Consider the following 19,708-nt stretch of genomic DNA (forward strand, 5'->3'; position numbering starts at 1 on the left):
CCCTCTGCTGCGCTGCTTGCGATGCCAAAATGCCCGGCTGCCGACGGCGCCCCATCCAAAACCATGCCACGCCCCATCCATGCCACCATCCACCCCTGCGCCTTGCGCAACAACCTGGCGCGTGTGCGCCAGGCTGCGCAGGACGCCAGAGTCTGGGCCGTCGTCAAGGCCAATGCGTACGGCCACGGCATCGAGCGCGTCTATGCAAGCCTGCGCGCTGCCGACGGCTTTGCGCTGCTCGACCTGGCCGAGGCCGAGCGCCTGCGCGCGCTGGGCTGGCGCGGCCCCATTCTGCTGCTCGAAGGCGTGTTCGAGCCGCGCGACCTCGAGCTGTGCTCGCGTCTGGACTTGTGGCACGTGGTGCACTGCGACGAACAGATCGACATGCTCGCCGCGCACAAGACGCAGCAGCCGCACCATGTGTGGCTCAAGCTCAATTCGGGCATGAACCGCCTGGGCTTCACGCCGCAGCGCTACCGCAGCGCCTGGGCGCGGCTGAATGCGCTGCCGCAGGTCGATGAAGTCGGCCACGTGACGCACTTCAGCGACGCCGACGGCGCGCGCGGCATTGCGCACCAGGTCGATGCTTTCCTCGCGGCCACGCAAGACTTGCCGGGCGAGCGCAGCCTGGCCAACAGCGCCGCAATCCTGCGCCACGCGAGCGCCGCGCGAGTGCGCGCCGACTGGGTGCGCGCCGGCATCGCCCTGTACGGCAGCGCGCCCGACCATCCTGACGGCAGCGCCGCCCACTGGAGCCTGCAGCCCGCGATGACGCTGGCCACGCGCCTGATGGGCGTGCAGCGGCTCGCGGCCGGCGACAGCGTGGGCTACGGCTCGCGCTTCGTTGCCCCCGCGCCCATGACCATAGGCGTGGCCGCGTGCGGCTATGCCGACGGCTACCCGCGCCACGCCGACACCGGCACGCCCGTGCTCGTCGCAGGCGTGCGCACGCGCCTCGTGGGGCGCGTGAGCATGGACATGCTCGCCGTTGATCTGGAGCCCGTGCTGGCTGCGGGCGTGCACGTGGGTTTTGGCAGCGAGGTCACGCTCTGGGGCCACGCGACGCGCGGCGGCGCGATCTTGCCCATAGACGAAGTCGCGCACGCCGCGGGCACGGTGGCTTACGAGCTCATGTGCGCGCTCGCGCCGCGCGTGCCGGTGGCGGATTGTTTGTGAGGCCGCGCCGCACGCCCATGCGCGCGCAACGTGGCGGATACAGATACACGTCCCCCCGAAACGATGGCCCTTGCAGCCGCTGAATCGGTACTCCCAGGAACAGGTTCTAGAATCGGCCCTATGCACCACGCCTACCGCCTGAATTCCTACGGGCTGACGCTTGCACCCTCCAAGCGTCGCCGGTTCGATATGCGGTTGCGCCATTGTGGGCCGCCGCACGTTGGCTGAACTTCTTTTTCGACGTTCCTGCCGCATGTGGAGTCCTCATGAAATCATTTAACCCCCCCATCGAGCCATTGACCTGCGTTTTGCCAGGGCAATCCTGATGAACCAGCTCATTGCGGCCGCGCTGCTGCTGATGCTGGGCGGCGCATTGTGTCTTTTGCCCGCAAGCAACCGGCTGCGCGCGAGCGCAGGGCTTGCGTCGCAGGCCTTGGCGACCTTGCTGGTGTGGTCGGCCGTGTTTCCCGTGATGTTCGGTGCACCCGGTTTGACGCTGCAAATGCCATGGAGCTATCCCATGGGGGCGCTGCACTTCCATCTGGACGCGCTGGGCGCCTTTTTTCTGAGCTGGTCCCTGCCCATGACGCTGCTGGGCAGCGTGTATGCCGTAGGGTATCTGCGCAAATACTTCGACAGCCCACGGCATCTGGGGGTGCATTTCGGCCTGCTGAACATGGTTTCGCTGTCGTTCATTCTGGTCTATACCGGCGAGCACGCGGTGACGTTTTTGCTGGGATGGGAAATTGCGGCGCTTTCGGCCTGGTTGCTGGTGATCTGGGACTACACCAACCAGAAGGTGCGCTTTGCCGGTTTCAATTACCTGGTGTCCACCCACGTGGGGCTGATTTTTCTGGTGGCAGCGGTGATGATCCTCTACACCCACACCCAGTCCTGGTATCTGGACGATTTTGGCGACTGGATGCGGCACAACCCGGGCACCGTGCGCAACACCGTGTTTTTGCTGCTCGTGACCAGCTTCGGGTTGAAGGCGGCATTTTTTCCATTCCACTCCTGGCTGCCGCGCGCGCATGCGGCGGCGCCCGCGCACGTGTCGGCACTGATGTCCGGCGTCATCCACAAGGCGGGGCTTTATGCGTTGGTGCATTTTCTGGCCATTTCGGGACAACCGGACGAATGGATGGGCTGGTTTTTGCTTGCCTTCTCGGCCACTTCGGCGGTGGTGGGCGGCCTCTATACCACGGGGCAGCGCGACTTGAAGCGTCTGCTGGGCTACTCGTCGACGGAGAACGTGGGCATCGCCGGCATGGGCTTCGGGCTGGGTTGTCTGGGCCTGAGCTGGAGCCAGCCCGCCTTGGTGGTGCTGGGTTTTGGCGGCGGTTTGCTGCATGTGCTCAACCATGCGTTTTTCAAGTGCCAGCTGTTTTATGCCGCCGGCTGCGTCTATCAGGCCAAACACGTGGTCGATATCGAGCGCCTGGGCGGGCTGTTCGCACGCATGCCCGTGACGGCACTGTGTTTCCTCATTGGCGGCGTGGCCATTTCTGCGCTGCCACCGTTCAATGGCTTTGCGAGCGAATTTCTGCTCTATTCCGGCCTGCTGGGTCAGGGGAGCCCGTCTCTCGGGGCCCAGTTGGTGCTGGTGCTGGCGGCGGCGGCGCTGGCCTTCGTGGGGGCGCTTTCGGTACTGAGCATGACCCGTGCCTATGGCGTGGTTTTTTTGGGCAGTGAGCGCGACACCAGCTTGGCCCCAGGCCAGGAAGCCAGTGCCTGGATGTTGGCTCCCATGGGCATCCATGCGGTGGGCAGCGTGCTGCTGGGCATGGCGCCGGGGCTCGGTTTTGCCCTGGTGGCGGCGCCTGTCGCGCAGTTCCTGCAAACTGCACCAGGCCCTGCGGCCGTGGCGGCACTGCACGCGGCGGCGCAGACCCTGAACCACGTCGGCATTTTTGGTGCCGTCTTGGCGACTGTGGTGCTGGCGGTGTTCTGGCTGCGCGAGCGGCTGCTGCCTGCCCGGCCCCTGCAAAGTGCCACCTGGGCGTGCGGCTATGGCGTGCCGCAAGCGCGCATGCAATACACCGGCGCGGGTTTTTCGGTGGACTTCACCGCGCACTTCAAAAACATCGTGCTCATGCTCAAACGCCAGAAAGCGCCCAGGGCTTATTTCCCGGACGATAGCTACGTGGTTGTCGATTGCGTCGATGCCGTCGAAAGACGCCTGTACGCGGTGATCGCCCAGGGGGATGCATCTGCGAGCGAACTGTCCGAAAAAATGCACGAGGACGATCCGCGTCTGGCTTTTGCCGTGGGGCTGGCCGCCATCGTGGTGATTGCCGCGCTGGTGGTGCTGGCCAGGGGAGCGCTGCCATGACGCCCCTGGCTTTTGCTGCGCTGGCGCTGGTGCACGGGGTGCTGGTGCTGCTCATGCCCATCGTGCTTACAGGGGTGATCAACCGCACCAAATCGTGGTGGGCAGGACGCAAGGGGCCGCGGCTGCTGCAATTGGCGTCGGACTTGCGGCGGCTGCTGTACAAGCGCCCGGTGGTCAGCGTGGTGGCCAGTCCGCTGTTTCGCAGCGGGGCCTGGGTCGTGCTGGTGTGCAACCTGCTTGCCGCAGCCATGTCGCCCATGCTGGGCCCCTTTGCTCCGCTGCAGTTCGCCTACGACTTCATCGCGGTGGCTTACACGCTGGGGCTGGCACGCCTGGCGCTCATGGTTTCGGCCATGGACGTGGGCAGTTCCTTTGAAGGCATGGGGGCGGCACGCGAGGCGGGGTTTTCGGCGTTTGCCGAACCGGCCCTGTTTTTGCTTTTCGGCACGCTGCTTGCCGCCACGGGGCTGACCAGTTTTGCCGGCCTGATCGGGCATTTGCACCGCACGCCGTATTACCTGCTGGTGGTGGCGCCGCTGGCCTTCGCACTGCTCGTCCTGTTGCAGACCGAGGCCGCCCGGGTGCCCGTGGATGATCCGCTCACGCATCTGGAGCTGACCATGATCCATGAGGTGATGATCCTCGATCACAGCGGACCTGAACTGGCGGCCATGCAGTACGCCGCAGGCCTGAAGATGACGCTGTATGCCGGTTTGCTGGCCGCGTTGCTCAACCCGCTGGATGTGTACGCCGAGCCCTTCGCGGCAACGCTGGCGTCCATAGGCCTGATGCTGCTGGTGGCTTGTGTGGTGGGTTGTATTGAAGCGCTCACCGCCCGGCTGGCCATGCGCTGGGTGCCGCGTTATGTGCTGCTGGCCGCGGCCGCCGCGTTGCTGGGCATGCTGTTGGTGTGGCGGGCCGCTGGTGGTGCAGGGAGGTGAGCATGGACGAGAGACTGCCGTTGATTCTTTTCTTGCTGGCCACCGTGGTTCCGCTGTTTCTCGGCAAGACGGGCGCTGCCCCCGCTTGGCTGAGCCTGCAGGGACTGGCCATGGGCTGGATCAGCCTCACGCAGCACCATGTGCTGAGCGCCCATGCCTTGGCGGGCGGCCTGGAGGTGCTGCTGGTGCGCGCCTTGCTGGTGCCGACCTTGCTGCGCCGTGCCCTGGCCGGATCGGCCGCCGCACACGATGACCTGATGCCCTCGAATCTGTTGATCTGGGGCGTGGCCCTGGCCTTGATCATTCTGGCGTTCAAGTTTGGCGACGGCGCGCGTGCCGACGTGCGTGCCCTGACCTTGGGCGTGGTGGCGGCCACCGGCACGATGGCGTTTCTGCTGCTGTCCACCAATCGCGAGCCGGCCGCCCAATTGGTGGCGCTGCTGTTCATGGAAAACGCGCTGGCGTTGTTCGAGTCCCTGATGTCCGAGCCTTGGTCCGTGCCTGTGCATGTGGGCGTCAGCGGCTTGTATGTGGGCACCGTGGCGGTCGGAGTGTGGCTGGTGCGCGCGCCGGCTGCGCCCCTGCCGGCGCCCGACCCCGCGGCTGCGGCTTGTGCGGTTTCGGATGACGCAGTGGCGAGGGAGCCATGAATACGGCCATGGACAGCGCACAACTTCATGCTCCTATGCCGCAGGCGGCGCCATCCGCCGGCAGTGCGCGCGGCAGCACCTGGGCGCCACTGGCGCTGGTCGGCATCGCGCTGCTGCTTTGGCTGGCTTCCATGGCGGTGTTTCTTGTGTTCCCGCTGGAGACATTGCCGCGGTATTTTGCGCGGCGTTATCTGGTGCTCGACGCCACCTCGCTGCTGTTCATCGTGGTGGTGAACACGGTGTTTTTGGGCATCAGCGTGTACCTTTTTTCGCGCCGGCGCACATCGGCTCGGCTGGCGCGCGACTTTCTGCCAAGAGCCGCGCTGTCGCTGCTGTTCATGCTCGTGACCAACCTGGCGGTACTGTCCAGCCACCTGATCGTGTTGTGGACTTTGCTCGAGGTCAGCACCCTGTGCGCTACGCCGCTGGTGGCGCGGGGGGATGCGGCTTTGCCCCGGACCGTGGCCTGGCGCTATTTGCTGTATTCGGCCATGAGCCTGTCGCTCACCTTCATGGGCTTCATGTGCCTGACGCAGTCGGCCTCTTTGCGCGGCGTCGATATCGACTTCGCCATCGATGCGCTGGGCGGGGCACTCAGCCCCACTGGCGATGGCTGGCAGCATCTGGGGCTGGCGTTCATGGTTTTCGGCCTGGGCGGCAAACTGGGTCTGGCGCCGCTGTACGGCTGGCTGCCGGAAACCTACGAGACCGCACCCACCAGCACCAGTGCCTTGCTGGCGGCGGTGCAGTTCAACATCAGCATGGTGGCGGTGTTTCGCATTCTGCAGGTGTGCCGCGGTGTGGACCTCAGCTTCGTGGCGCAGGAGTTGCTGGTCATGGGCTATTTGTCGCTGGCGGTGGCGGCCGTCAAGGTGATGGCGGTGCGCAATTACAAACGCCTCATTGCCTACGCATGCATCAGCTCGTCCGGCGTGATCGCGCTCGGGCTGTCGGTAGGGCAAACGGCCGCCTACGGTGTGGTGCTGTACGTGGTGAGCAATGCCTTCGTCAAGGCCTTGCTGTTCCTGACCGCGGGGCGGCTGCGCGCCACCTACGGCACCAATGACGTTGCGGCACTGAGCGGCGTCATCCGCATCCTGCCGTTTTCCGGGTCCCTGTTTACCGTGGGGATTTTTGCCTTGCTGGGCTTTCCACCTTTTGCGGGTTTTCTGGCGGAAATGCTGACGCTCTCGGGCATCGTCCAGGCGGGCAACCTGATGGCGTTCACGCTGATGTGTGTGATGCTGACGGTGATCTTCGTGGCCACGGGACGCACCGTCTTTCCCATGCTCTGGGGCGCGCCCGAGCGCGAGGTGCCGACAGCGCACGAACCCAGGCTGACCACCATGCCCAAGCTGGGCTTCGTGGCCATCCTGATCATGCTCGGCACCTACACGCCCGAGCCGTTCACCCGCCTGTTGCGGGCCGTGGCGCAGTCGATCGGGGGGTAGTTGCATGCCTGCACACGCATTTTTATCGCCCTGGACGCTGAAGACGCTGCGGGACATACCGCTGCAGGCGCTGCCTGATTTTGCGCAGACCTGTACGCAGCGGCTGGCGGCGGGAGCGCGGTTGGTGACTTTGTTCGGACGGCCCGCAGGCGCCGGCGAACCTGCTGGCTGCATTCTCACCGCCGTCTTTCAGCCTGCAGGGGGGCCCTTGGAGGTACTGCGTGGCACGGCGCAGGGCGGCGCGCGCTACCCCAGCCTGACTTGCGCGCATCCTGCGGCGCAGATGTACGAGCGCGAACTGTGGGAGCAGACCGGTCTGCTGCCCGAAGGGCACCCCTGGCTCAAGCCGGTGCGTTTCGAGGGCACGCGCCAGCAGCACATGGCAGACTACCCGTTTTTCCAGGTGCGCGGGCACAGTGTGCACGAGGTGGGGGTGGGCCCAATTCATGCGGGCGTGATCGAACCCGGCCATTTCCGCTTCATGTGCCTCGGTGAAACGGTGTACCACCTGGAAGTCCAGCTGGGCTACCAGCACCGCGGCGTCGAAGCGCTGCTGCTGCAGCGCCCGGCCTGGACGCTGGCGCCTTTGCTGGAGTCCGTCTGCGGGGATTCCGCCGTTGCCTATGCCTGGGGCCATTGCGCAGCCATCGAGGCTTTGAGTGGCTGCAGCGTGGGCCGATCCGCCGAGCTGTCGCGCGCGGTGGCGCTGGAGCTCGAGCGCGTTGCGATACATGTCGCCACCCTCGGGGGCCTGGCCACGGACATTGCTTTTCTGCAAGGCGGCAGCACGTATGGCCGCTTGCGCACGGCCATCATCAACGCCACCCAGCGCGTCTGCGGCAACCGCTTCGGCCGCGGCTGGATCCGGCCGGGACGCTCCAGCGTACTGAGCGACGCACTGCGCCAGGACTTGGTGCAGACCTTGCGCGCTTTCGCCGTCGACTTTGCGGAAATCAACGAACGCATGCGCACGGCGCACAGCGTCACAGCGCGCTTGCGCGGTGTGGGGACGGTCAGCACGCAGGCGGCACGCGACCTGGGCCTGCTCGGTGTGGTGGCGCGCGCCAGCGGCGTGGCGCTGGATGTGCGCACCGAACTGCCGGGCCCGGTATATGGTGCCGCGCCTTTGCCCCTGGTGACCGAGCCGCAGGGTGATTGCTGGGCGCGCGTGCTTCTGCGCATGCGTGAAGTGGAGCAGTCCGTCGCCTGGCTGCTGCAGCTGCTGGAGGGGGGCGCGTTGGATGGTGTATCACCCCAGAGCGTCAGGGAGGCTTCTTCCTTTGCAGCGCCGCCGGAGCTGCAGCCCGAGGCCTTGTGCGTTTCGCTGACGGAAGGCACGCGCGGGCCGGTGGTGCAGGTGCTGGAGACCGGCGCTGGCGGAGAGCTGCGCCACTACAAGGTGCAAGACCCCTCGCTGGCCAATTGGTACGGGCTCGCACTGGCCGTGCGTGACAACGCGATTTCCGACTTTCCCCTGTGCAACAAGAGCTTCGACCTCTCGTATTGCGGCAACGATCTATAAAGTCCCATGTTCAAATCTCTCGCCGTCCGAAGATCCCAGGGCACGCAATACATTGCCGATTTGCGCGCGGCGCAGGCCGCAGGCTTTCGCGGCAAGCCCGTCATCGGCGAAGCCGCATGTGCTGCCGGCTGCTCGGCTTGCGTGTCGGTGTGTCCGAGCCAGGCGCTGGCGCTGGAGCCGGTGCAGGTCGATCTGGGGCGCTGCGTGCTCTGTGGCGACTGCGCCGCCGTCTGCCCCAGCGGCAAGATCGGTTTCAGCAGCGATGTCAAACTGGCCGCCACGCAGCGCTCCGGCTTGGTGCTGAGCGCCGCGCGCCCCGACGTGGATCCGGTGCAGGTGTCCGCGGCATTGCATAGTCGCTTCGGCCGCTCGCTCAAGCTGCGTTCGGTCTCGGCAGGTGGCTGCAACGGCTGCGAGATGGAAATCAACGCGCTGGGCAACGTCAACTTCGATCTGGGCCGCTACGGCATCGACTTTGTGGCCTCCCCCCGGCACGCGGATGGCCTGGTGCTGTCGGGGCCGCTGACGCGCAACATGGCGCAGGCGCTGCAATTGTGCTGGGACGCCATGCCAGAGCCCAAGCTGCTCATCGCTGTCGGGGCCTGCGCGATCTCGGGCGGTGTATTCGCGCAAAGCGCGGCCCTCGATCGGCAGTTTCTGGAGCGCATCCAGCCCACGCTGTATGTGCCCGGCTGCCCGCCGCACCCGCTCACTTTCATCTGCGGCATCCTGGATTTGCTCGGCATTCCTTGAGAGCGTGCCCGAAATAGGCGCTACACCCCGCGCGCACGCTCGGCCCGAAAGCGCGCACGAAAGGCGCTGAATTCGCCGGCTTCGAGCGCGCTGCGCATCTCCTGCATGAGCTGCAGGTAGTAGTGCAGGTTGTGGATGGTGCACAGCATGGGGGCGAGCATTTCGCCGCAGCGGTCCAGGTGGTGCAGGTAGGCGCGGCTGAAGCCCGTGCGCCCGCCCTCGTCCCAGGACACGCCCGAGGCGCCCGCGCAGGCCTCGCAGCGGCAGCTGGTGTCGAGCGGGCGCGGGTCGCTCTTGTGGCGTGCGTTGCGGATTTTCAGGTCGCCGTAGCGCGTGAACAGCGTGCCGTTGCGCGCGTTGCGCGTGGGCATCACGCAGTCGAACATATCGACGCCCTGCGCCACGCCCTCGACCAGGTCTTCGGGCGTGCCCACGCCCATGAGGTAGCGCGGCTTGTGCGCGGGCAGGCGGTGCGGCGTGTGCGCCATGATGCGCAGCATGTCCTCCTTGGGCTCGCCCACGCTCACGCCGCCCACGGCGTAGCCGGGCAAGTCCAGCGCGACGAGCGCGGCGAGCGACTCTTCGCGCAGGTGCTCGAACATGCCGCCTTGCACGATGCCAAACAGCGCGTTGCGGTTTTGCAGCCGCGCAAACTCCTCCTGGCTGCGGCGCGCCCAGCGCAGGCTCAGCTCCATCGACGTGCGCGCCTCGTGCTCGGTGGTGATGTGGCCCTTGGTTTCGTAAGGCGTGCACTCGTCGAACTGCATCACGATGTCGCTGTCGAGCACGGTCTGGATCTGCATGCTGATTTCGGGCGAGAGAAAGAGCTTGTCACCGTTCACGGGGCTCGCAAAATGCACGCCCTGCTCGGTGATCTTGCGCATCTCACCCAGGCTCCAGACCTGGAAACCGCCAGAGTCGGTCAGGATGGGCTTGTGCCAGTTCTCAAAAGCATGCAGGCCGCCGAAGTTGCGCAGCACGTCCAGCCCCGGGCGCATCCACAGATGAAAGGTGTTGCCCAGGATGATTTGTGCGCCCATGGCGTGCAGGCTTTGCGGCAGCACGCCTTTGACGGTGCCGTAGGTGCCCACGGGCATGAAGATCGGGGTTTCGACGACGCCGTGGTGCAGCGTCAGGCGAGCGCGGCGCGCGTGGCTCGCGGGGTCGGTGGCAAGGAGGTCGAATTGCAGCATGGGGGCGCATTGTCCCAGAGCGGCGGGCGCGCCGCGCCCTGCCGCTACACTGCCGTGATCGGCAAACTTGGAAAGAATGCAATGAAGATTTTGATAGCAGTCGATGGCTCAGAACTGGCGCTCGACGCCGTGCACCATGCGCTCACGCTGGTGCGCGCGGGTCTGCGCGCGAGCTTCGTGCTCGCCCACGTGCAGGAGCCGGCCTCGCTCTATGAACTCGTCACGACGCGCGACCCGGACCTGATCGCGGCTGCCGCGCGCGAGGCCGGCATGGACCTGACGGCCCCGGCGCGTGCGCTGCTCGATGCGGCTGCGGTCGAATACACGACCGAAATCCGCATGGGTGCGGCTGCGAACACGCTCGTGGACATCCTCGAAGAAACGGCTTGCGATCTTGCGCTCGTGGGCGCACGCGGGTTGGGCGGCTTGCGTGGCGCTTTGCTGGGCTCGGTGTCACAGGCGCTGGTACACGAAAGCCCGGTGCCCGTGACCATCGTCAAACACGCGCCTGCGGCGGAATGACGGTGCAGTGATCGGTATCCGGGCTTGCGCAGACTGTGGGCGGCGTCAGCGGGCGCTGGTTTTCAGGCCGCCTGGCGATAGTGCGCGTAAGACTCGGCGGGGCGCTGGAATTTGCCGTGCGGCAGGCTGCCCAGGCGCTGCAGCAGGCGCCGGCAGTAGCCCTGGATGCGCAGGCATTTGTTGAGTTCGTCCACGGGCAGCGGCCCCGAGACCACGACCAGATCATTGGCCACGTCGGGCGCGCCCGCGGCGCGCAGGCGCCGGCGCGCCATGCTGGCCCACGAAAGGATGCGCGTGGGGCTGCCATGCTGGTGCAATTGCCCCGTGTGGCGGTCGAAAGCCAGGGCCACCGTCTCCGTCTTGAGCCTGAAGCGGCGCTCGCCCGTGGCGGCGCTGGGCGCATCGCGCAGGTCGTACAGGTAGTAGCTGCCGGCTTTGATCTGGTATTGCATGTCCATGGCGTGTTCCTCTGGCGGAGCATTTTGCGGCTTGTGGCGCGCACCGATCCTGGGAATAACGCGGGGAAGCCGGGGTTTTTTGTAACGATTTTTAGAAATCCACCAGGCTCACCCCCAGGCTCAGCACCGTGCGCTTGCGGTTGTAGTCCACCAGGCTGTCGCCGTAACCGCTGAAGAGCTGCGTGTGCAGGCGCAGGTTGCTTTGCTTGCCGCCCAGCGTGTGCAGCCACTCGAGCCGCGCCGAGCCGCGCCAGGCACTGCCGAAAGAGTTGCGCAGCGTGGTGCTGACGGTGTTGACTTCGTCGGGGTTCCAGGTGGCCTGCAGTTCGGCGCGGCCCACGTAGTTGCTGATGCCGGGGTTGTCGTCGTTGGTGGCCCCTTCGGCAAGGCGCCGCCACAGGCGCGCGCTGACGCTCCAGCGTTCGTTGAGTTCCACGCCGGTCATCAGGTAGATGCGGTTCCAGCTGCGCGACAGCGGCAGGCTCTGGCCGTTCGATTGGTGCACCAGCCCCACGCCGCTGTAGCGCCAGCGCCAGCCCCAGGGCAGCTGCGCGTCGGTCGGATAGACATAGACGACTTCGGGCTCATGGTCGGTGTTGCGAAACGGGCGCGAGATGTTGCCGCTGAAAAGCTGCCAGTACGACTGCTGCGTGTAGCCGAACCACAGTGAATCGAGGCGTTGCGAGGCATCGGGGGTGAGCAGCCCTTGCGCGAGCTTGGTGCGCACCGACAGCTGCAGACGCATCTCGGTGCGCCGGTAGTCCACGGGCGTGGCGGTGTGGCCCGGCGCCGGGGAGCTGGGCTGTTTGTTGACGGTATTCGCGCCGACCACCGAGACAGAGATCGGCCGGTAGCCGCGAAAGCGCAAGGTGCCGCAGCTCGAACCCTGTTCGAGCTCCCAAAAGCGCGCGAGCAGGCTGTAGTGCGTGTCGCGGCAGCCATCGACCTGCACGAGGATGGGCTCAGGCGGCGGCGTGTCTGCGGGGGCGGGGACGGCGGCGGTAGCTGCTGTGCTTGCGGTGGCGCTGGCCGGGGACGACGCTGCGGGCGCGGTGGCGGACTGCGCAGGCGCGGGCTGCCAGGCCTGCTGGCCCGCCCACTGGTCGAAGCAGGCCAGGCGCGCTGCGTCGCCTGACAGCGCGGTGCAGCGCTGCCAGGCGGTGGTGGCTGGAGCCGTGGCGGTCGATACGGTCGCAGGCGTTGCAATCGATGGGGATGTGGAAGGCGATGGTGTGGGTGAGGACGCCGGGGCGGGCTCGGGTGCTGGTCCGAGTGCAGGCGCAGCGGGGGCTTGGGCGAGCGCCGCGCCCGGGGCGAGCGCGCCGACGCAGCCGGTCAAAGCCAGCCATCCGGAAAGCAGGCGTGCCGTGTTCATTCGGGCGCCTGCTTGCGCAGAACGAAGGGGATGCTGATCGGTGGGGTGGTGTCGCTGCTCCATATGCCGCGTATCTCCTTGCCGCAACTGCCATCTTGCACGGTGCCCAGCCAGTTCGCGCTGATGTGCTTGCCGTCGGTGGATTCTTCGAGCGTGAGCTGGCCTTGATCGACGTCGCCGCTGAGCAGCACCATGCTGCCGTCGCGCTGCAGCGTACCGTGCACGCTCTCGCGCAGCAGGGGGTGCGGCGTGAGCTGCAGCAGCACGGGCGCGCTGCGGCCTTGCAACTCGGCGCGCCAGCGGCCCAAAAGCTGCGCCTGGCTGGTGTCCACGGCAGCGGGGCAGGGCGCGGACGAATTTATATCATTTTTGCCTCTTGCGCTTGATGCGCAAGCACAAGCAGCTATCACAAAAAGAGCGAATCGATGGTTCATGGCAGCTGCGGGCCGGCGGTCGCGCTGGCTGTTTGGCCAGTTTGCGGCTGCGCCTTGGCTGCGAATTCGGCGCGCAGCGCCTTGAGCTTGGCGCGCGGGTCTTCGCGCGTGCTGCCGGCCTGCAGCGCCATTTCGGCGATGAAGCGGCTGGGCCGTGTGGGCACCATCTCGCGCCCCTTTTTGCGCCGCTTGCTCCAGCTCACGGCGAGCGTGCGCTGCGCGCGCGTGATGCCCACGTACATCAGGCGGCGTTCTTCCTGCAGGCGTTGCAGCTCGTCGGCGCTCGGGGTGCGCGTGGCGGCCTCGCCACCGCCGTCTGGGTCGGCCTGGCCTGGCTGGAACGGCAGCATGCCTTCGGTCACGCCCACGAGCATCACGTGCGGCCACTCCAGCCCCTTGGCCGCGTGCAGCGTGGAGAGCGTGACGCAGTCCTGATCCTGCTCGCGGTCGGCAATGGTCGAGAGCAGCGCGATGGTCTGCGCGACTTCGAGCAGGCTCTTGGCCTGCGTGGTCACCACGCTGCCCGCGGCATCGTCGGCCTGGCCGCCCGCGCGCTGCGCCATCCAGTCGCAGAATTCGAGCACGTTGCTCCAGCGCGCCGCGGCGACCTTGTCGCTGTCTTCGCTTTCGTAGAGGTGCTTTTCGTAGCCGATCTCCTGCAGCCAGTCGGCCAGAAAGGCGCGCGCCGCCTCGGCACCCAGGGTGTGGCGCGCGCGGTATTCGAGGTCGTTCACGCAGCGCCCGAACTCGTGCAGGCCGTCGAGCGCGCGCCGCGGCACGGCGGCGGGCAGCATGGCGTTGAAGAGCGCGCCAAACAGGCTTTGCTTGTGCTGGCCCGCAAACTGGCCCAGCTGCGCGAGCGTCTGCAGGCCTATGCCGCGCCGCGGGCTCGTGATGGCGCGCAAAAAGGCCGGGTCGTCGTCGTTGTTGCTCCACAGGCGAAACCAGGCGCACAGGTCGCGGATTTCGGCGCGGTCGAAAAAGCCCGTGCCGCCCGAGACCTTGTAGGGGATGTTCGCGCGGCGCAGCGCTTTTTCGAAGGGCTTGGCCTGGTGGTTGGCGCGGTAGAGGATGGCAAAGTCGCGCCAGGCCGGCGGCGGGTTGCTTGCGGCGCGCAGGCTCTGGATGCGCGCGACGGCGCGCTCGGCCTCGTGTTCTTCGTTGTCGGCGTCGATCACGCGCACGGGTTCTCCCTCGCCGAGTTCGGAAAACAGCGTTTTCGGAAACAGCTTGGGGTTGGGGCCGATGACGTTGTTGGCCGCGCGCAGGATGGCGCTGGTCGAGCGGTAGTTCTGCTCGAGCTTGATGACCTTGAGCTGCGGAAAGTCCTGCGGCAGGCGCTTGAGGTTGTCCAGCGTGGCGCCGCGCCAGCCGTAGATGCTCTGGTCGTCGTCGCCCACTGCGGTGAAGTGGCCGCGCGCGCCCACGAGCAGCTTGAGCAGCTCGTACTGCGTGGCGTTGGTGTCCTGGTATTCATCGACGAGCACGTAGCCGAGCTGCGTCTGCCACTTGTCGCGCACTTCGGGGTATTCGCGCAGCAGCTTGAGCGGCAGGCCGATGAGGTCGTCGAAATCGACGCTCTGGTAGGCCGCAAGGCGCTCCTCGTAGCGCGCCATGATGCGCGCGAGCTGCTGTTCTTCTTCGTTGCTCGCCTGGGCCAGCGCCTGCGCGGCGTTCAGGCCCATGTTTTTCCAGCGGCTCAGCGCCCATTGCCACTGCCGTGCCGTGGCCGCGTCGGTGGTGCCGCCTGCGGCGTCCTTGAGGATGCTGAGCACGTCGTCGCTGTCCAGGATGCTGAACTGCGGCTTGAGCCCGAGCCGCTGGCCGTCGGCGCGCAGCAGGCGCACGCCCAGCGCGTGGAAGGTGCACAGCAGCAGGTCTTTGGCGCGCCGCCCGATCAGCCCCGCGGCACGCTCGCGCATCTCGGCCGCGGCCTTGTTGGTGAAGGTGATGGCCGCGATGCGCTGCGGCGCGAGGCCGCGTTGATCGATCAGGTGCGCGATCTTGTGCGTGATCACGCGCGTCTTGCCCGAGCCGGCGCCGGCGAGCACCAGACACGCGCCTTGCGTGTAGTGCACGGCCTGCAGCTGGGCGAGGTTCAAGCCTTTGGACATGGGAGCGAGAGCAGAGACAGAGGTGAGGGGGCAAGCGAGCGGGCCTGCGCAAAGACGCGAAGGGGCGCTGCGGGACGTGCAAAAACGTGCAGCGCATGCGGCGGGCAATGATAACGGCGCATCTTTGCCAGGATGGGGCGGTGTGCATCCGCGGCGCGGGTTCGCGCGCCAACGCCCCCGCGGGCGCCGCGCAGGCGCGAAGGGCAGTCGTGAAGGGCAGGCGAAAAATACCCGCCTCAGAGACAATCCCCGCTCCATTTGCCTTCTTGCCTCTGGAGAGACTTGCCATGAGCCTTTTGTTTTCCCCCTACCAGCTGGGCCGGCTGACGCTGCCCAACCGCATCGTCATCGCGCCCATGTGCCAATACTCGGCCGAAGACGGCAATGCGAGCGACTGGCATGTGCTGCACTTCGGCCGCATGGCCTTGTCGGGCGCGGGGCTGTTCATCATCGAGGCCGCGGCCGTCGAGCCCGTGGGGCGCATTTCGCCGCGCGACATCGGGCTGTGGTCGGACGCGAACGAGGCCGCGCTCGGCCGCGCGCTGCAGGCGGCGCGCGCTTATGCATGCATGCCCATAGGCATACAGCTCGCGCACGCGGGGCGCAAGGCATCGACCGCCGTGCCCTGGGAGGGCGGGCGCGCGCTCACGCCGCCGCAGGGCGGCTGGCAGGTGGTGGCGCCGTCGCCGCTGCCTTTCGATGCGCAGGACGCGGCGCCGCAGGCGCTCGACGAGGCCGGCATAGAGCGCGTGGTGGCAGCGTTTGCGCAGGCCGCGCGGCGCGCCGAACGTCTGGGGCTGGACTTGATAGAGCTGCACGCCGCGCACGGCTATTTGCTGCACGAATTCCTCTCGCCGCTGTCCAACCAGCGCAGCGATGCTTACGGCGGCACGCTTGAAAACCGCATGCGCCTGCTGCTGCGCGTGTTCGACGCGGTGCGCGCGGCGGTGGCGCCGGACTTCCCCGTGGGCGTGCGCATCTCGGCCACCGACTGGGTCGAAGGCGGCTGGGACGTGGCGCAGAGCATCGAGCTCGCGCGCCGGCTGCACGCGCGCGGCAGCGCCTACGTGCACGTGTCGAGCGCGGGCCTGTCGCCGCAGCAAAAAATTCCGCTGGGGCCGGGCTACCAGGTGCCACTCGCGCAGCAGGTGCGTGCGGCTACGGGTGCGCCCACGATCGCCGTGGGTCTGATCACCGAGGCACAGCAGGCCGAGACCATCCTCGCGAGCGGCCAGGCCGACCTCATCGGCGTCGCGCGCGCCATGCTCTACGACCCGCATTGGCCCTGGCACGCCGCCGTCGCGCTCGGCGCGCAGGTGCAGGCCCCGCCGCAATACTGGCGCGCACTGCCGCATGGGGTGAAGAACCTGTTCGTGCAGTAATGCCGTCATGCAGTAACGCCGTGACGTAGTAACGCTGCCGTGCACGGCGGGTGTCCCGCCTTGCCTTGCTCGGCCTGGCGTGCCCGCGTTCCGGGCGCCGCGCCGCAGCTCGCGAACATTGCCGCACCATGTGGGACATCCTGCGCATCACCTTCCCCTTTTTCGCGCTCGTGCTGTGCGGCTACCTGGCCACGCGGCGCGGGCTGCTGCCGCTCGCGGCGATCCCGGGGCTCAATGCCTTCGTGCTGTTTTTTGCGCTGCCTTGCATGCTCTACCGCTTTGGCGCGCGCACGCCGATCGGGCAGCTGCTCGATCCGGTCGCGGGCGGCGTGTATTTGCTGTGTGCGCTGCCGCTGGTCGCGGGCGGGGTGCTGGGCCTGCGCGCGCTGCGCTGCAACTGGAACGACGCAGCCTTTGGCGCGCTCGTCGCGGCCATGCCAAATTCGGGCTTCATGGGTGTGCCGCTGCTCGTGGCCCTGCTGGGCGCGCAGGCCGCGGGGCCGGTGATTTTGACCATGCTGGTGGACATGGTGTGCACCACCTCGCTGTGCATTGCGCTGTCGCGCCTCGACGGCGCGGGAGCGCACGGTGCGGCGGTGGCGCTGCGCCAGGCTTTGCGCGGCATGTCAGCCAACCCCATGCCCTGGGCGACCGCGCTGGGCGCGCTGGCCTCGGCGCTGCAGTGGCAGCTACCGGGGCCGCTGGACAAAACCGTGGCCATGCTGGCCGAGGCCGCGTCGCCCGTGGCGTTGTTTGCCATCGGCGCGGTGCTCGCACGTGCACAGATGCAGCAGCACGAGCACGTGCGCCCTGTCGATTACGTGCCGCTCGCGCTCGCCAAACTGTTCGCGCACCCGCTGCTGGTGTGGCTCGTGGGCCACGCTGCGCAGGCGCTGGGCGTGCCGCTGGCGCAGCAGACGCTGGTCGCGCTGGTGCTCGTGGCGGCATTGCCGAGCGCGAGCAACGTGTCGCTGCTGGCCGAGCGCTTCGGCGCACACACGGGGCGCGTGGCGCATGTCATCCTGGTATCGACCACGCTGGCCTTCGTGAGCTTTTCTGCCGCCGTGGCCTGGCTCGTGGGTTGAGCACGGGGCTGCGCACGGGGGTGCACGCGTGAGGCCGCAAGCCCGGCGCGTGGGCGGTGCGCAGACGGCGCGTGGGGGCTCAGGCCGCCCGCGGGCGCACCTTGCTGGCGGCGAGCTGGGCGCGGCTGCGCGCCGTGGCCACGTCGTCGGCGTGTGCGAGCGCCACGCCCATGCGGCGCTTGGCAAAGCTCTCGGGCTTGCCAAACAGGCGCAGGTCGGTGCCGGGCACGGCCAGCGCCGCATCGACGCCATCGAACACGATGCCGCGCGCCTCCACGCCGCCGTAGATCACGGCGCTCGCGCCCGGGTTGCGCAGGCTGGTATCGACGGGCAGACCCAAAATGGCGCGCGCGTGCAGCTCGAATTCGCTCTGCCACTGCGTGACCATGGTCACCATGCCGGTGTCGTGCGGGCGCGGGCTGACTTCGCTGAACCAGACCTGCTCGCCCTTGACGAACAGCTCTACGCCAAAAATCCCCTGGCCGCCGAGGTTGTCGGTCACGGCGCGCGCAATCTGCTGGGCCTTGTCGAGCGCCGCGGGCGGCATGGGGTGGGGCTGCCAGCTCTCGACGTAGTCGCCGGCCACCTGCAGGTGGCCAATGGGCGCGCAAAAGTGGCTGGCGATCTGCCCGCCCGCGGCATCCGGCGCACGCACCGTGAGCAGCGTGATTTCGTAGTCGAAGTCGATGAAGCCCTCGACGATCACGCGCGTCTGGCTCACGCGCCCGCCAGCCATGGCGTAGTCCCAGGCCTTGGCAACATCGGCAGGGCCGTCGATCTTGCTCTGGCCTTTGCCCGAGCTGCTCATCACGGGCTTGACGATGCAGGGGTAGCCGATGCCGCCGTCGATCGCGGCCTGCAGCTCGGCGAGCGAGTCGCAAAAGCGGTAGGGGCTGGTGGGCAGGCCCAGGGTTTCGGCCGCCAGGCGCCGTATGCCTTCGCGGTCCATGGTCAGGCGCGCCGCACGTGCAGTCGGGATCACGCGCACTGCGCCAGCGGCTTCGAGCTCCTGCAGCACGGGCGTGGCAATGGCCTCGATCTCGGGCACGACGAGGTGCGGGCGTTCGGCCTCGATCAGCGCCTTGAGCTGCGCCGCGTCGCTCATCATGATGGTGCGCGCATGGTGCGCCACCTGCTGGCCCGGCGCGTGCTCGTAGCGATCGACCGCAATGGTCTCCACGCCCAGGCGCTGCAGCGCGATCAGCACCTCCTTGCCCAGTTCGCCCGCGCCCAGCAGCATGACTTTGGTGGCGTGAGGGGATAGCGGCGTTCCGAGGGTGGTCATGTGCAGGGCTCCGGGTCAAAACAAAAGCGTGACTGTAATCGAGCCCTCGCCGCGTGAATCAGCGCGCGCGGCGGTGGATTTGGCGGGTGCAAACGATAATTCCCGCCGCACCGTTTCTTCTCCCCACCCCGCGCAGCGCCCATGACCCAAAGTCTCCAAACACCCCCGCCCGCCCCATCGCTGTGGCGCCCGCCCAGCCTGTCGCTGCGCTGGTGGCCGGTGTTTTTGCGCAATCTGCTCGTCTGGCGCAAGCTGGCCGTGCCCAGCCTGCTGGGCAACATCGCCGAGCCGCTGATGTGGCTCGTCGCCTTTGGCTACGGCATGGGGGCACTGGTCGGGCAGATCGACGTGGGCGGCGGACGGCAGGTGCCCTACATCCTGTTTCTGGCGAGCGGCTCGATCTGCATGAGCGCGATGAACGCCGCGAGCTTCGAGGCGCTGTATTCGGCCTTTTCGCGCATGCACGTGCAAAAAACCTGGGAGGGCATCCTGAACGCGCCCCTGCGCCTGGACGACGTGGTGCTGGCCGAGATGCTCTGGGCCGCGTTCAAGTCGATCTTCACGGTCACGGCGATCATGGGCGTGATGCTCGCGCTGGGCATCAGCCACAGCCCCAAGCTGCTCGTGGCCTGGCTGGTGCTGCTGGCCGTGGGGCTGATGTTTTCGAGCCTGGCGCTGATCTTCAATGCGCTCGCCAAGAGCTACGATTTTTTCACCTACTACTTCACGCTGGTGCTCACGCCCATGATGTTCCTCTCGGGCGTGTTCTTCCCGCGCGAACAGCTCCCGCCCCTGGTGCGCACCCTCTCGGCGGCGCTGCCGCTGACGAACGCGGTCGAACTCGTGCGCCCCCTGTTCATGGATCAATGGCCCGCCCAACCCCTGCGCCCCGCGCTGGTGCTCGCGCTCACCACCCTCGGCGCCTTCTGGCTCGCGCTCGCGCTCACGCGGCGGCGTTTTCGGGGGTGACGCTCTGGTAAAAGGAGCTGCTTGCGCGCGTTGGTTCTGCGTGGAAGGGGGTTTTTGAGTAGGGGC

At 67.3% G+C, this 19,708-nt stretch carries 17 protein-coding genes; 11 read left to right on the plus strand and 6 right to left on the minus strand.

Annotated elements, in window-relative coordinates; genetic code table 11:
• Positions 1–63 precede the first annotated feature (63 nt).
• From alr to PYV55_RS01275, 7 genes are all read left to right on the plus strand, one after another.
• Positions 64–1,176, plus strand: coding sequence for an alanine racemase (gene alr / locus PYV55_RS01245; protein WP_275848520.1), 1,113 nt, complete (start codon positions 64–66; stop codon positions 1,174–1,176).
• A gap of 325 nt (positions 1,177–1,501) precedes the next feature.
• Positions 1,502–3,508 carry a proton-conducting transporter transmembrane domain-containing protein gene (locus PYV55_RS01250; protein WP_275848522.1) on the plus strand — a complete coding sequence of 669 codons (2,007 nt, stop codon included), beginning with the start codon at positions 1,502–1,504 and terminating at the stop codon, positions 3,506–3,508.
• Positions 3,505–4,449 carry a respiratory chain complex I subunit 1 family protein gene (locus PYV55_RS01255; RefSeq protein WP_275848524.1) on the plus strand — a complete coding sequence of 315 codons (945 nt, stop codon included), beginning with the start codon at positions 3,505–3,507 and terminating at the stop codon, positions 4,447–4,449. Before PYV55_RS01250 ends, PYV55_RS01255 begins: the two co-directional genes overlap by 4 nt.
• Positions 4,450–4,451: 2 nt before the next feature.
• Positions 4,452–5,099: a hypothetical protein gene (locus tag PYV55_RS01260; RefSeq protein ID WP_275848526.1), complete on the plus strand. Its 648-nt coding sequence runs from the start codon at positions 4,452–4,454 to the stop codon at positions 5,097–5,099.
• An 8-nt stretch (positions 5,100–5,107) separates the two neighbouring features.
• Positions 5,108–6,550 carry a complex I subunit 5 family protein gene (locus PYV55_RS01265; RefSeq protein ID WP_275848528.1) on the plus strand — a complete coding sequence of 481 codons (1,443 nt, stop codon included), beginning with the start codon at positions 5,108–5,110 and terminating at the stop codon, positions 6,548–6,550.
• Between the two features lie 208 nt (positions 6,551–6,758).
• The gene (locus PYV55_RS01270; RefSeq protein WP_275848530.1) at positions 6,759–8,072 is read left to right on the plus strand and encodes a hydrogenase large subunit; all 1,314 of its coding nucleotides are present in this window, start codon (positions 6,759–6,761) and stop codon (positions 8,070–8,072) included.
• 6 nt (positions 8,073–8,078) lie between these two features.
• On the plus strand, positions 8,079–8,825 hold the full coding sequence (locus PYV55_RS01275; protein WP_144731238.1) for an NADH-quinone oxidoreductase subunit B family protein: 747 nt from the start codon (positions 8,079–8,081) through the stop codon (positions 8,823–8,825).
• Positions 8,826–8,845: 20 nt separating this feature from the next.
• On the opposite strand, the gene tgt is transcribed toward PYV55_RS01275, so the two are convergent.
• Entirely contained in the window at positions 8,846–10,018 is a 1,173-nt protein-coding gene (gene tgt, locus PYV55_RS01280) for a tRNA guanosine(34) transglycosylase Tgt (RefSeq protein WP_275848533.1), read from the minus strand.
• Positions 10,019–10,099: 81 nt separating this feature from the next.
• Between tgt and PYV55_RS01285 the strand changes: the two genes are divergently transcribed.
• Positions 10,100–10,540, plus strand: a complete 441-nt coding sequence (locus tag PYV55_RS01285; RefSeq protein ID WP_275848535.1) for a universal stress protein — start codon at positions 10,100–10,102, stop codon at positions 10,538–10,540.
• A gap of 62 nt (positions 10,541–10,602) precedes the next feature.
• On the opposite strand, the gene PYV55_RS01290 is transcribed toward PYV55_RS01285, so the two are convergent.
• The 4 genes from PYV55_RS01290 to PYV55_RS01305 all read right to left on the minus strand — a co-directional run bounded on the left by PYV55_RS01290 (position 10,603) and on the right by PYV55_RS01305 (position 14,921).
• Positions 10,603–10,998, minus strand: coding sequence for a hypothetical protein (locus PYV55_RS01290; protein WP_275848537.1), 396 nt, complete (start codon positions 10,996–10,998; stop codon positions 10,603–10,605).
• A gap of 91 nt (positions 10,999–11,089) precedes the next feature.
• The gene (locus PYV55_RS01295) at positions 11,090–12,373 is read right to left on the minus strand and encodes a phospholipase A (protein ID WP_275848539.1); all 1,284 of its coding nucleotides are present in this window, start codon (positions 12,371–12,373) and stop codon (positions 11,090–11,092) included.
• Positions 12,370–12,705: a hypothetical protein gene (locus PYV55_RS01300; RefSeq protein ID WP_275848541.1), complete on the minus strand. Its 336-nt coding sequence runs from the start codon at positions 12,703–12,705 to the stop codon at positions 12,370–12,372. Before PYV55_RS01300 ends, PYV55_RS01295 begins: the two co-directional genes overlap by 4 nt.
• Positions 12,706–12,803: 98 nt before the next feature.
• Positions 12,804–14,921: an ATP-dependent helicase gene (locus PYV55_RS01305; protein WP_275848543.1), complete on the minus strand. Its 2,118-nt coding sequence runs from the start codon at positions 14,919–14,921 to the stop codon at positions 12,804–12,806.
• A 287-nt stretch (positions 14,922–15,208) separates the two neighbouring features.
• Between PYV55_RS01305 and PYV55_RS01310 the strand changes: the two genes are divergently transcribed.
• Positions 15,209–16,303 (plus strand): NADH:flavin oxidoreductase/NADH oxidase, encoded by a 1,095-nt coding sequence (locus tag PYV55_RS01310; RefSeq protein ID WP_275848545.1) that lies wholly within the window; start codon positions 15,209–15,211, stop codon positions 16,301–16,303.
• 128 nt (positions 16,304–16,431) lie between these two features.
• The gene (locus PYV55_RS01315; RefSeq protein WP_275848547.1) at positions 16,432–17,388 is read left to right on the plus strand and encodes an AEC family transporter; all 957 of its coding nucleotides are present in this window, start codon (positions 16,432–16,434) and stop codon (positions 17,386–17,388) included.
• 79 nt (positions 17,389–17,467) lie between these two features.
• On the opposite strand, the gene purT is transcribed toward PYV55_RS01315, so the two are convergent.
• The gene (gene purT / locus PYV55_RS01320) at positions 17,468–18,673 is read right to left on the minus strand and encodes a formate-dependent phosphoribosylglycinamide formyltransferase (RefSeq protein WP_144731214.1); all 1,206 of its coding nucleotides are present in this window, start codon (positions 18,671–18,673) and stop codon (positions 17,468–17,470) included.
• Between the two features lie 141 nt (positions 18,674–18,814).
• Here purT and PYV55_RS01325 point away from each other — a divergent pair, with 141 nt between their 5' ends.
• The gene (locus PYV55_RS01325) at positions 18,815–19,642 is read left to right on the plus strand and encodes an ABC transporter permease (protein ID WP_144731211.1); all 828 of its coding nucleotides are present in this window, start codon (positions 18,815–18,817) and stop codon (positions 19,640–19,642) included.
• Positions 19,643–19,708: the final 66 nt, after the last annotated feature.

This window comes from Extensimonas soli (assembly GCF_029211265.1).
Taxonomy (GTDB): domain Bacteria; phylum Pseudomonadota; class Gammaproteobacteria; order Burkholderiales; family Burkholderiaceae_C; genus Extensimonas; species Extensimonas soli.